This window comes from Pseudaquabacterium inlustre (genome assembly GCF_038066595.1).
GTDB lineage: Bacteria > Pseudomonadota > Gammaproteobacteria > Burkholderiales > Burkholderiaceae_C > Pseudaquabacterium > Pseudaquabacterium inlustre.
In genome coordinates, this window is sequence record NZ_JBBUTH010000003.1 from 224692 (window position 1) to 235885 (window position 11194).

General features: G+C 68.1%; 14 protein-coding genes. 12 read left to right on the top strand and 2 right to left on the bottom strand.

The genetic code is table 11. The annotated features are described in order from the left end of the window. Positions 1 to 5 precede the first annotated feature (5 nt). The 6 genes from coxB (at position 6) to AACH10_RS06325 (ending at position 4833) form a co-directional block, all read left to right on the top strand. Entirely contained in the window at positions 6 to 1175 is a 1170-nt protein-coding gene (gene coxB / locus AACH10_RS06300; RefSeq protein WP_423228576.1) for a cytochrome c oxidase subunit II, read from the top strand. 51 nt (positions 1176 to 1226) lie between these two features. Further along, positions 1227 to 2852, top strand: a complete 1626-nt coding sequence (ctaD, locus tag AACH10_RS06305) for a cytochrome c oxidase subunit I (protein ID WP_341409515.1) — start codon at positions 1227 to 1229, stop codon at positions 2850 to 2852. A 28-nt stretch (positions 2853 to 2880) separates the two neighbouring features. Further along, positions 2881 to 3006 carry a cytochrome oxidase small assembly protein gene (locus tag AACH10_RS06310; RefSeq protein ID WP_341409516.1) on the top strand — a complete coding sequence of 42 codons (126 nt, stop codon included), beginning with the start codon at positions 2881 to 2883 and terminating at the stop codon, positions 3004 to 3006. Between the two features lie 18 nt (positions 3007 to 3024). Further along, positions 3025 to 3648 carry a cytochrome c oxidase assembly protein gene (locus AACH10_RS06315; protein WP_341409517.1) on the top strand — a complete coding sequence of 208 codons (624 nt, stop codon included), beginning with the start codon at positions 3025 to 3027 and terminating at the stop codon, positions 3646 to 3648. Further along, positions 3645 to 3878 (top strand): DUF2970 domain-containing protein, encoded by a 234-nt coding sequence (locus tag AACH10_RS06320; RefSeq protein WP_341409518.1) that lies wholly within the window; start codon positions 3645 to 3647, stop codon positions 3876 to 3878. The genes AACH10_RS06315 and AACH10_RS06320 overlap by 4 nt, the downstream gene beginning before the upstream one ends. A gap of 70 nt (positions 3879 to 3948) precedes the next feature. Then, complete coding sequence (locus tag AACH10_RS06325) at positions 3949 to 4833, top strand: cytochrome c oxidase subunit 3 (protein ID WP_341409519.1); 885 nt, start codon at positions 3949 to 3951, stop codon at positions 4831 to 4833. Between the two features lie 117 nt (positions 4834 to 4950). Here the strand turns inward: AACH10_RS06325 and AACH10_RS06330 are convergent, their stop codons facing one another. After that, positions 4951 to 5187 carry a twin transmembrane helix small protein gene (locus AACH10_RS06330; RefSeq protein WP_341409520.1) on the bottom strand — a complete coding sequence of 79 codons (237 nt, stop codon included), beginning with the start codon at positions 5185 to 5187 and terminating at the stop codon, positions 4951 to 4953. Positions 5188 to 5217: 30 nt separating this feature from the next. Between AACH10_RS06330 and AACH10_RS06335 the strand changes: the two genes are divergently transcribed. From AACH10_RS06335 to AACH10_RS06360, 6 genes are all read left to right on the top strand, one after another. Beyond that, a complete protein-coding gene (locus tag AACH10_RS06335) occupies positions 5218 to 5976 on the top strand; it encodes an SURF1 family protein (RefSeq protein ID WP_341409521.1) in 759 nt (252 codons plus the stop codon). Next, positions 5939 to 6715: an SCO family protein gene (locus AACH10_RS06340; RefSeq protein ID WP_341409522.1), complete on the top strand. Its 777-nt coding sequence runs from the start codon at positions 5939 to 5941 to the stop codon at positions 6713 to 6715. The genes AACH10_RS06335 and AACH10_RS06340 overlap by 38 nt, the downstream gene beginning before the upstream one ends. Continuing rightward, on the top strand, positions 6712 to 7881 hold the full coding sequence (locus AACH10_RS06345; protein WP_341409523.1) for a COX15/CtaA family protein: 1170 nt from the start codon (positions 6712 to 6714) through the stop codon (positions 7879 to 7881). The genes AACH10_RS06340 and AACH10_RS06345 overlap by 4 nt, the downstream gene beginning before the upstream one ends. 26 nt (positions 7882 to 7907) lie before the next feature. Next, complete coding sequence (gene cyoE, locus AACH10_RS06350) at positions 7908 to 8816, top strand: heme o synthase (RefSeq protein WP_341409524.1); 909 nt, start codon at positions 7908 to 7910, stop codon at positions 8814 to 8816. Beyond that, positions 8804 to 9445 (top strand): SCO family protein, encoded by a 642-nt coding sequence (locus tag AACH10_RS06355; RefSeq protein ID WP_341409525.1) that lies wholly within the window; start codon positions 8804 to 8806, stop codon positions 9443 to 9445. The genes cyoE and AACH10_RS06355 overlap by 13 nt, the downstream gene beginning before the upstream one ends. 77 nt (positions 9446 to 9522) lie before the next feature. Next, entirely contained in the window at positions 9523 to 10164 is a 642-nt protein-coding gene (locus AACH10_RS06360; RefSeq protein WP_341409526.1) for a PEP-CTERM sorting domain-containing protein, read from the top strand. On the opposite strand, the gene rpoH is transcribed toward AACH10_RS06360, so the two are convergent. After that, on the bottom strand, positions 10165 to 11094 hold the full coding sequence (gene rpoH / locus AACH10_RS06365) for an RNA polymerase sigma factor RpoH (RefSeq protein ID WP_341409527.1): 930 nt from the start codon (positions 11092 to 11094) through the stop codon (positions 10165 to 10167). Between the last annotated feature and the right edge of the window lie 100 nt (positions 11095 to 11194).

Below are 11194 nucleotides of genomic sequence, written 5' to 3' on the forward strand. Positions count from 1 at the left end.
CGATGATGACGAAGAACACGAGGTGGCAACGGATCGGTCAGGGCCTGACCGGTCTGCTCGCGGCGGCAGCCGCGCAATCGGCGCTGGCCGTCGGCAATCTGCCGGGTGGCCCGGCGGTGAACCAGCTGGACCTGCATCCGCCGGTCACCAAGATCGCGGCCGAGGTGCAGACCCTGCACTACGGTCTGCTGGTGGTGTGCGCGGTGATCTTCGTCGCCGTGTTCGGCGTGATGTTCTATTCGATCATCAAGCACCGCAAATCGGTCGGCGCCAAGTCGGCCAACTTCCACGAGAGCGTGGCGGTCGAGATCGCCTGGACCATCGTGCCCTTCCTGATCGTCACGGCCATGGGCCTGGCGGCCACCAAGACCGTGGTGGCCATGAAGGACACCAGCAACGCCGACCTGACCATCAAGGCCACCGGCTACCAGTGGAAGTGGGGCTACGACTACCTGAAGGGCGAGGGCGAGGGCATCGGCTTCGTCTCCACGCTCGATGTCGGCCAGCGCCAGATGTCCGACGCGGGCAAGCCCGCCGGTGACAACTACCTGCTGAAGGTGGACAACCCGCTGGTGGTGCCGGTCAACAAGAAGATCCGTATCATCACCACCGCCAACGACGTGATTCACGCCTGGATGGTGCCGGCCTTCGCGGTCAAGCAGGACGCCATTCCCGGCTTCGTGCGCGACACATGGTTCCGCGCCGAGAAGACCGGCGACTTCTACGGGCAGTGCGCCGAGCTGTGCGGCAAGGAGCACGCCTACATGCCCATCCATGTGAAGGTGCTGTCGCAGGCCGACTACGCCAAGTGGGTGGAAGGCAAGAAGAAGGAACTCGCGGCCAAGGCCGACGACCCGGCCAAGGTCTGGAAGATGGAAGACCTGTCGGCCCGCGGTGAGAAGGTCTATGCCGCCAACTGCGCGGTCTGCCACAAGCCCGACGGCAAGGGCGCCGGCCCGATCAAGGCACTCGACGGCTCGCCGGTGGTGCAGGACGCCGACAAGGCCAAGCAGATCGCCGTGCTGCTGAACGGCCAGAACAATGGTGCGATGCCGGCCTGGAAGTCCCTGTCCGACACCGAGATTGCCGCCGTGATCACGTACACCAAGAACACCTGGTCGAACAAGACCGGTCAACTGGTGCAGCCGGCCGACGTGCTGGCGCTGCGCAAGTGATCACCGCCTCCGCCATTCCCGCATACGACCGATAAGCAAAGGCCTCGCACCATGAGCGCTGTCCTCGACCATCACGGCCACGCGGCCCACGATGACCACCACGACCACGGCCCGCTGCACGGCTGGCGCCGCTGGGTGTTCGCGACCAACCACAAGGACATCGGCACGATGTACCTGTTGTTCGCGTTCGCCATGCTGATGATCGGCGGCATCCTGGCGCTGTGCATCCGCGCCGAACTGTTCAAGCCGGGTCTGCAGTTCTTCAACCCCGAACTGTTCAACTCGTTCACCACGATGCACGGGCTGATCATGGTGTTCGGCGCCATCATGCCGGCCTTCGTGGGCTTCGCGAACTGGATGATTCCGCTGCAGATCGGCGCCAGCGACATGGCCTTCGCGCGGATGAACAACTTCAGCTTCTGGCTGATGATCCCCGCGGCCATCATGCTGGCCGGCAGCTTCTTCATGCCCGGTGGCGCACCTGCGGCCGGCTGGACGCTGTACGCGCCGCTGACGCTGCAGATGGGCCCCAGCATGGACGCCGGCATCTTCGCGATGCACATCCTCGGCGCCAGCTCGATCATGGGCTCGATCAACATCATCGTCACCATCCTGAACATGCGCGCGCCCGGCATGACGCTGATGAAGATGCCGCTGTTCGCCTGGACCTGGCTGATCACCGCCTACCTGCTGATCGCGGTGATGCCGGTGCTGGCCGGTGCCATCACGATGACGCTGACCGACCGCCATTTCGGCACCAGCTTCTTCACCCCGGCCGGCGGTGGTGACCCGATCATGTACCAGCACATCTTCTGGTTCTTCGGGCACCCCGAGGTGTACATCATGATCCTGCCGGCTTTCGGCATCGTGAGCGCCATCGTCCCGGCCTTCGCCCGCAAGCGCCTGTTCGGCTACACCTCGATGGTGTACGCCACGGCCTCGATCGCCATCCTGTCGTTCATCGTCTGGGCGCACCACATGTACGCCACCGGCATGCCGGTGACCGGCCAGCTGTTCTTCATGTACGCCACGATGCTGATCGCCGTGCCCACGGGCGTGAAGATCTTCAACTGGGTGGCCACGATGTGGCGCGGCTCGATGACCTTCGAGACCCCGATGTTGTGGGCCGTGGGCTTCATCTTCGTGTTCACGATGGGCGGCTTCACCGGCCTGATCCTGTCGATGGCGCCGGTGGACATCCAGCTGCAGGACACCTACTACGTGGTGGCGCACTTCCACTACGTGCTGGTGGCCGGCTCGCTGTTCGCGCTGTTCGCCGGCGTGTACTACTGGGGCCCGAAGTGGACCGGGGTGATGTACTCCGAATTCCGCGGCAAGCTGCACTTCTGGTGGTCGCTGATCGCGTTCAACGTCACCTTCTTCCCGATGCACTTCCTGGGTCTGGCCGGCATGCCGCGTCGCTATGCCGACTACCCGATGCAGTTCACCGACTTCAACCAGATCGCCTCGATCGGTGCCTTCGCCTTCGGCTTCGCCCAGGTCTACTTCTTCCTGTTCATCGTCGTGCCGATGATGCGCGGCCAGGGCCAGAAGGCCCCGCAGAAGCCCTGGGAGGCCGCCGAAGGTCTGGAGTGGGAAGTGCCGTCGCCGGCCCCGTTCCACACCTTCGAGAACCCGCCCAAGCTGGACGCCAGCGCCACCCGCGTGCTGGGCTGATCGTTCAAGCCACCCCTTGCCCGAGGCCATGGTCGATTCCGTTCAGCAGCAACAGCAGCGCAAGGCCAATTTGAAGCTGGCCGTGGTGCTGGCTTCGGTGGCCGTGGTCTTCGGTCTGGGCTTCGTGGCCAAGATCGTGCTCTTCGGCCGCTGACGCCCAGGCTCGCACACCATGGCCTTCGGCTCGATGCTCCACGCCCTGCGCCGCGACAACCGGCGCATGCTGGGCAAGCTGAGTGTGGTGGCGCTGGCGATGTTCGGCTTCGGTTATGCGCTGGTGCCGATGTACCGCACGATCTGCGATGCCCTGGGCATCAACGTGCTGTCGGTCAGTGAGCGTGTCACCGGCGCCGGGCTCAGCAGCAATGCGGCCCGCAAGGCCAACACGCAGGTCGACACCAGCCGCACCATCACCGTCGAGTTCGACGCCAACGCGCGCGGGCCCTGGGACTTCAAGCCCGCGGTGAGCTCGATGAAGGTGCATCCGGGTGAACTGGCCACGGTGATGTACGAGTTCCGCAACAAGCAGGACCGCACGATGGCCGCGCAGGCCATTCCCAGCTATGCGCCGTTGCAGGCCGGCAGCCACTTCAACAAGCTCGAGTGCTTCTGCTTCAACGAGTACACGCTGCAGGCCGGCGAGGCCAAGCAGTGGCCGGTGGTGTTCTACGTCGATCCCAAGCTGCCGCGTGACGTGACCACCATCACCTTGTCGTACACCTTCTTCGAGGTGGCCGGCAAGCAGGTGGGCAAGAAGACCGCGCAGGCCCCGGTGCCCGTGGGGCAGGGCACATGAGCGACGACCTGCGCAACGCCGCGCAGCGGCCCGCTTCGCTGCTGCAGACGATCAAGGCCGTGGCCTGGTCGTTCTTCGGCGTACGCCGGTCGTCCGACTACGCGCAGGATGTGAGCAAGCTCAATCCGGTGCACGTGATCATGGCCGGCATTGCCGGCGCCGCACTGTTCGTGCTGGCGCTGGTGCTGCTGGTGCGGTGGGTGGTGGCCAGCGGCGTGGCCGCCGGTTGACCCCATCGCCTTCCATCCGATACTGAAACAGTCCATCGAAGTCAACGAGGTTACGAGGAGAACACACAAGATGTCCGCAGCCACGCCCAATGGGGTGACCCCTTACTACTTCGTGCCGGCGCCGTCGGCGCATCCGGCCATGGCCGCGCTGGGCCTGTTCTTCGTGATCCTGGGCGCCGGCCAGTGGGTCAACGGGGCCGACTGGGGCAAGTACTCGCTGCTGCTCGGCCTGGTGATCTGGCTGCGCACGCTGTTCGTGTGGTTCAAGGACGCCATCCACGAGAGCGAGACCGGCCTGTACTCCAAGCGCATCGACACCTCGTACCGCTGGAGCATGAGCTGGTTCATCTTCTCGGAGGTGATGTTCTTCGCGGCCTTCTTCGGCGCGCTGTACTGGGCCCGTGCCCATGCGCTGCCGATGCTGGGCAACCTGGAGCACCAGCTGCTGTGGCCCGACTTCAAGGCCATCTGGCCCAGCGCCGGCGGTGGCGCCACCGCCGCCCCCGGCGGCACGGTCGAGCCGTTCAGCACCATGGGTCCGTGGCCCATCCCCACGCTGAACACCGCCATCCTGCTGACCTCGGGCCTGACGTTGACCATCGCCCACCACGCCCTGATCGCCGGCCAGCGCGCCAAGACGATCAGCTGGATGTGGATCACCGTGCTGCTGGGGGTCGTGTTCCTGTGCTTCCAGGGCTACGAGTACTACCACGCCTACCATGAGCTCAACCTCAAGCTCACGTCGGGCATCTTCGGCTCCACGTTCTTCATGCTGACCGGCTTCCACGGCTTCCACGTGTTCGTGGGCATGCTGATGCTGCTGTTCATCACGCTGCGCCTGCAGAAGGGCCATTTCAGCGCCGAGCGTCACTTCGGCTTCGAAGGCGCCGCCTGGTACTGGCACTTCGTGGACGTGGTGTGGCTGGGCCTGTACTTCCTGGTCTACTGGCTGTGAGCCAGGGCTGATCGCCACCATCACCGCGCAGCGTCGGCCGGGCAGTGCCCGGGCCGACATCCCCAGCAGACGCCGCCACCCGCGGCGTCTGTCGTTTTCAGCGCCCAGGCGCGTCGTTCAGCGGCCCACCGGCAGGCCCGAGGGCTGCACCCAGCCCATCCACCACGACAACAGGATGAACAGGAACAGCGCGATCGACAGCCCCACCCGCAGCGCCAGCGCGCGGGCCATGCGCTTGTCGCGCTGCCCGGGCGAGCCATCGTCGCCGGGCTGGCCACCGCGCAGCATGAACAGGCCCGCGCTGGCCAGGGCGACCAGCACGAACACCAGGGCGATCACGATCACGGCTTTCATCGGCTGCGATTATCGACGGGGCCCCGGCGCATGCTGACGAGGGGGCGATGGGTGGTGTTGGCGGCGGCCCTGGCCAGTGTGGCGCTGACCGCTCGCCTGGGCGTGTGGCAGCTCGACCGCGCGCGGCAGAAGACCGACCTGCACACGCGCATCGAAGGCCGAGCCGCGCTGTCGCCGCTGGCTGCCGACGCGCTGGCGCGCACGCCGGCCGCGGCCGCCGAGCAGCATTACCGCCGCACCGCATTGCGCGGGCGTTGGCTCGCGAGGCACACGGTGTACCTCGACAACCGGCAGATGAACGGGCGCGTCGGCTTCTATGTGCTCACGCCCTTGCAGCTCGGCCCCGGCGATGCGGTGCTGGTGCAGCGCGGCTGGATGCCGCGTGATCCGCGCGATCGCAGCGCGCTGCCGGCCCTGGCCACACCGGACGGCGAGGTGCTGGTCCCTGGCCGCATCGCCCCGCCGCCGGGCAAGCTGTTCGAGCTGGGCGCGGCCGAGTCCGGGCGCATCCGGCAGAATCTCGACACCGATGCATTCGCCCGCGAGGCGGGCATCGCTCTGCGGCCCCTGTCGCTGCAGCAGACCGACGCCGAGCGGCCCCTGGCCGCACCGGCTGACGCCACTTCGACGCCTGCCCCCAACCCCGATGACGGTCTGCTGCGCCAGTGGCCGACCGCCACGCTGGATGTGAGCAAGCACCACGGTTATGCCTTCCAGTGGTTTGCGCTCAGCGCCTTGATCACGGGCCTGTATGTCTGGTTCCAAATCCTCCGACCCCGCCGCCGCTGAGGCCCCGCGCCACGCCGCACCGGCCGATGAACCCTTGGGCCTGGTGGTGCATTCGCTGCCGTCGCCTGGCGATGTGGTGGTGCGCCAGCGCGCGACGGGCCGCATCAAGATGCTGCTGGTGCTGGCCGTCTGTGCCGCGCCGGTGATCGCCAGCTACTTCACCTTCTACGTGGTGCGGCCCACGGGCACGGCCTACGGCACGCTGGTGTCGCCGCTGGCGATGCCTGCGCTGGAGGGCCGCACGCTGGCCGGGGCGCCGCAGGCGCTGCGTGGACTGGCGGGGCAGTGGCTGCTGGTGGCGGTGGACAGTGGTGCGTGCGCGGCGGCCTGCGAGAAGCGCCTGTTCATGCAGCGGCAGTTGCGCGAGATGACCGGCCGCGAGCGTGACCGCATCGACAAGCTGTGGCTGGTGGTCGACGACGCGCCGGTCACGCCGGCCCTGCGCCAGGCGCTGGAGGCCACGCCGGGCATGAACATCCTGCGCCTGCCGCGCGAGGCCGTGGCCGCCTGGCTGAAGCCGGCGCCGGGGCAGGCGCTGGAGGACCACCTGTACATCGTCGATCCGCACGGCCAGTGGATGATGCGCCAGCCGGTGGATGCCGACCCGGCCAAGGTCAAGCGCGACATCGAGCGCTTGCTGCGGGCCTCGGCTGGCTGGGACCAGCCGGGTCGCCAGGCGCTGATCGGCGCGGCGGCGGCTGCGGCCGACCCCGCCATGGGCCCTGCGAGCCGCCCATGACGCCTTCGGCCGTCGATCTGTCACCGCTGCTGCGCCTGGCGCTGATGGCCGGCGTGGGTGCGCTGCTGCCGCTGGCCTGGTGGTGGCTGCGCCAGCGCGGCGCCGACACGCGCACCCGTCTGGCGGCGCTGACGGCGCTGACGCTGTTCCTGACCTTCGACCTGATCGTCTTCGGCGCCTTCACCCGGCTCACCGATTCAGGGCTGGGCTGCCCCGACTGGCCCGGCTGCTACGGCGAGGCCCACCCGCTGGCGGCACACGAGGAGATCCTGGCCGCCCAGACCGCCATGCCCACCGGACCGGTGACGGTGGCCAAGGCCTGGATCGAGATGATCCACCGCTACCTGGCCATGGTGGTTGGGGTGCTGATCCTGGTGGCGGCCGCGGTGAGCTGGCGTGCACGCCGGGCGCTGCCGCATTCGCCCTGGTGGCCGGTGGCCACGCTGGTGTGGGTGATCGTGCAGGGCCTGTTCGGCAAGTACACGGTCACGCTCAAGCTCTACCCGGCCATCGTCACGCTGCACCTGCTGGGGGCGATGGTGCTGCTGGCGCTGCTGGTTCAGCAGCATGAATCCTTCCGCGACCGGCCCCTGCTGGCGGCCTCGGCCACCGGGCGCCGCGGACCGTCACCGTGGTTCGCCGGAGCCGTGCTGGCCGTGGTGCTGGTGCAGGTGGCGCTGGGCGGCTGGGTGAGCACCAATTACGCGGTGATGGCCTGCAGCGGTTTCCCCACCTGCAATGGCCAGTGGTGGCCGGCGGCCGACATGGCGCATGGCTTCACGCTGCTGCGCGAGCTGGGCCGCGCCGGGCACGGCGGTTTCCTGCCCTTCGAGGCACTGGTCGCCATCCACCTGGTGCACCGCGCTTTCGCGCTGGTGGCCTTCGCGGCACTGCTGGCGCTGGCCTGGGTGCTGCATCGCCACGGCGGCGTCGCGCAGCGCCGCTATGCGTTGGCGCTGCTGGCGCTGGTGCTGGCGCAGGCCGGCAGCGGCCTGTCCAACGTGGTGCTGGGCTGGCCGATCGCCGGCGCCCTGGCGCACAGCGGCGGCGCCGCTGCGCTGGTGGGCGTGCTCACCTCGCTGCTGGCGCGCGTGCGCGCCGGGCAGGCCGCGCCCGCTTCGTCCCTGAACTCTGCCGGCCGCACGCAGCGGCTGCGCACCGTCTGATCCGTCTTCGAGAAACGCCTTCGCCGATGTCTTCGACGTCCACCCTGTCCACGCCCCCGCCGGCATCCGTCTGGCGCCAGTACTGGGCGCTGACCAAGCCGCGCGTGGTGCAGCTGATCGTGTTCTGCGCCGTCATCGGCATGCTGCTGGCCGAGCCCGGCGTGCCGCGCCTGGGCCTGGCCGTGCCGGCGGCCGTCGGCATCTGGCTGGTGGCCAGCGCCGCGGCGGCGTTCAACTGCCTGGTCGAACAGGCCATCGACCGCAAGATGGCGCGCACCGCCTGGCGGCCCACGGCCAAGGGCGAACTGGGCAATGCCCAGGCGCTGGCGTTCTCGGTGGTGCTGTGCGCCATCGGCAGTGCGCTGCTGTACGTCTGGGTGAACCCGCTGACCATGTGGCTGACCTTCGCCACCTTCGTCGGCTACGCCATCGTCTACACCGTGGTGCTCAAGCCGATGACGCCGCAGAACATCGTCATCGGCGGTGCCTCGGGCGCCATGCCGCCGGTGCTGGGCTGGGCCGCGATGCGCGACGACGTCGGCCCCGAGGCCGTGGTCATGTGCCTGATCATCTTCCTGTGGACGCCGCCGCACTTCTGGGCGCTGGCGCTGTACCGGGTGGAGGACTACCGTCGCTCGGGCCTGCCGATGCTGCCGGTCACGCATGGCTCCGACTTCACGCGGCTGAACGTGCTGCTCTACACCCTGGTGTTGTTCGCGGCCACGCTGCTGCCCTTCATCATCCGCATGAGTGGCTGGGTGTACCTGGTGTCGGCCGTGGTGCTGGGCGGGTGGTTCATCGCCTACGGCATCATGCTGTGGCGTGACTACAGCGACGCGCTGGCGCGCAAGACCTTCCGTTTCTCCATCCTCTACCTCGCGCTGCTGTTTGCCGCGCTGCTGGTCGACCACTACCTGATGCCATGGCTGTCCTGACTTTCCTGCCTTCGCGCCGGCGCGCCCTGGCCCTGGCCGCCGCGCTGCTGGCCGCGGGTGTGCTCACCGGCTGCGAACGCGGCGCCCCTGGCGCCGGCGGCAGCCGCGCGTCCTTCAAGGGCGTGGACATCACCGGCGCCGACTACGCCCGCCAGCTCAACCTGAACGACCCCGACGGCAAGGCGCGCACGCTGGCCGAGTTCAAGGGCAAGCTGGTGGTGGTGTTCTTCGGCTACACCCAGTGCCCCGATGTGTGCCCCACCACGATGGGCGAACTGGCCGAGGTCAAGCGCAGCCTGGGGTCCGACGGCGCCAAGGTGCAGGGCATCTTCGTCACGGTGGATCCCGAGCGCGACACCGCCGAGCTGCTGAAGGCCTATGTGGCCAATTTCGGCCCCGACATGCTGGGCCTGCGCGGCACGCCCGAGCAGACCCAGGCGGCGGCCAAGGAATTCAAGGTGTTCTTCAGCAGGGTGCCCGGCAAGACCGACACCAGCTACACCATCGACCACACGGCCGGCTCCTACGTGTTCGACACCCAGGGCCGCGTGCGCCTGTTCGTGCGCTACGGCGGCGGTGGCAAGGCCCTGGCCGAGGACCTGAAGACGTTACTCGCCGAAACAAGCTGACCGGGTTCTGGGGGGAGACGGTTTGGCATCTGACGTGGTAGCTTGTCAGATCACGACACCGCCTCCGGAGACCCGACATGCCCCGTCTGCTCAAGCCGCTACTCGCCCCCTTGATCGCTGCCGCCGGCCTGGTGGCGTTGCCGGCGCGGGCCGACCTGCACCATGGCTTCGATGCTGGAGCCGAAGGCTGGACGGTGGTGGAAGGTGGCGAGATGACCTGGCAGGCCACTGGCGGTGCCAGCGGTGGCTACCTGCGCTTCACCGACCTGGACAGCCGCGACATGCTGGCGGTGCTGAACCTGGGCGGCGTCGACTGGTCCGCGTACATGGGCGCCACGCTGTCCTTCCAGGTCCGCAACCTCAGCGGCCACACCGACTACTGGGCGCCGTTCGGCCAGGTGACGCTGACCCACACGGCCGGCTCCGGCATCACCGTGGACGTGGCCGGCGTCGGCCAACCCGCCAACGACGGTCTGTGGCACACCTATTCGCTGGTGCTGGATCCGGTGGTGTTCGCCAATGTGCTGGGCTCGGTGAAGACGCTCAGCATCAAGATGGAGTTCGCCGTCAGCGACCCGGCGCGCCCCGCGACCTTCGAGACCGCAGGGCTGGACAACGTCAACCTGTCCACGCTGTCGGCCGTGCCCGAGCCCGCCAGCTGGGCGCTGCTGGCTGCCGGTGGCCTGCTGCTCGCCGGCGCCCGGCGGCGCGCCCGCTGATCAGGCCGTGGCCTCCAGCGCCTTGCGCATCTTCTTCATCGCCGCCACCTCGATCTGGCGGATGCGCTCGGCGCTGACGCCGTATTCAGCCGCCAGTTCGTGCAGCGTCATGCCGCCCGAGCTGTCGTCATTCACCTTCAGCCAGCGCTCCTCGACGATGCGGCGGCTGCGGGCGTCCAGCACATCCAGTGCGCGCAGCAGGCCGTCGCCCGACAGCGCGTCGCGGCGGCGGTCTTCCAGCACGCGGGTGGGTTCGCTGCGCTCGTCGGCCAGGTAGGCGATCGGGGCGTAGCCGCCTTCGTCGCCGTCGTCGGCCTGCGGCTCCAGCGCCACGTCGCCGCCCGACAGGCGGGTTTCCATCTCCACCACCTCGTCGGCCTTGACGTTCAGCTGCGTGGCCACGCGCTCGATCTCGGCGGCCGACAGCGTGTTGCGGTGCAGGTCGGCGTCGGCGGCGTCGCCCTTCAGGCTCTGCTTGATCGAACGCAGGTTGAAGAACAGCTTGCGCTGCGCCTTGGTGGTGGCCAGCTTGACCATGCGCCAGTTGCGCAGGATGTACTCGTGGATCTCGGCCTTGATCCAGTGCAGCGCGTAGCTGACCAGGCGCACGCCCTGTTCGGGGTCGAAGCGCTTGACGGCCTTCATCAGGCCCACGTTGCCTTCCTGGATCAGGTCGCCCTGCGGCAGGCCGTAGCCCAGGTACTGGCGGCTCACGCTGACCACCAGACGCAGGTGCGACAGCACCAGGCGGCCGGCGGCGTCCAGATCGCCCGCGTCGCGCAGGCGGCGGGCGTAGGTGCTTTCTTCGTCCTGCGTCAGCATGGGCAGCTGGTTCACGGCGGACACGTAGGCATCCAGGTTGCCCAGCGAGGGCACCAGGGCCCAGGGGTCACGAACCGACAGCGCAGTGGTGGAGGACAAGGTGGTCATGGTGCTGTGGAGAGCTCCGTAGACATTTGGTTCCGTTCATATTAGCACTCACCCGAGAGGAGTGCTAAGGAAGGGAAACCGCCCGCGCCGGCGCTGTTCC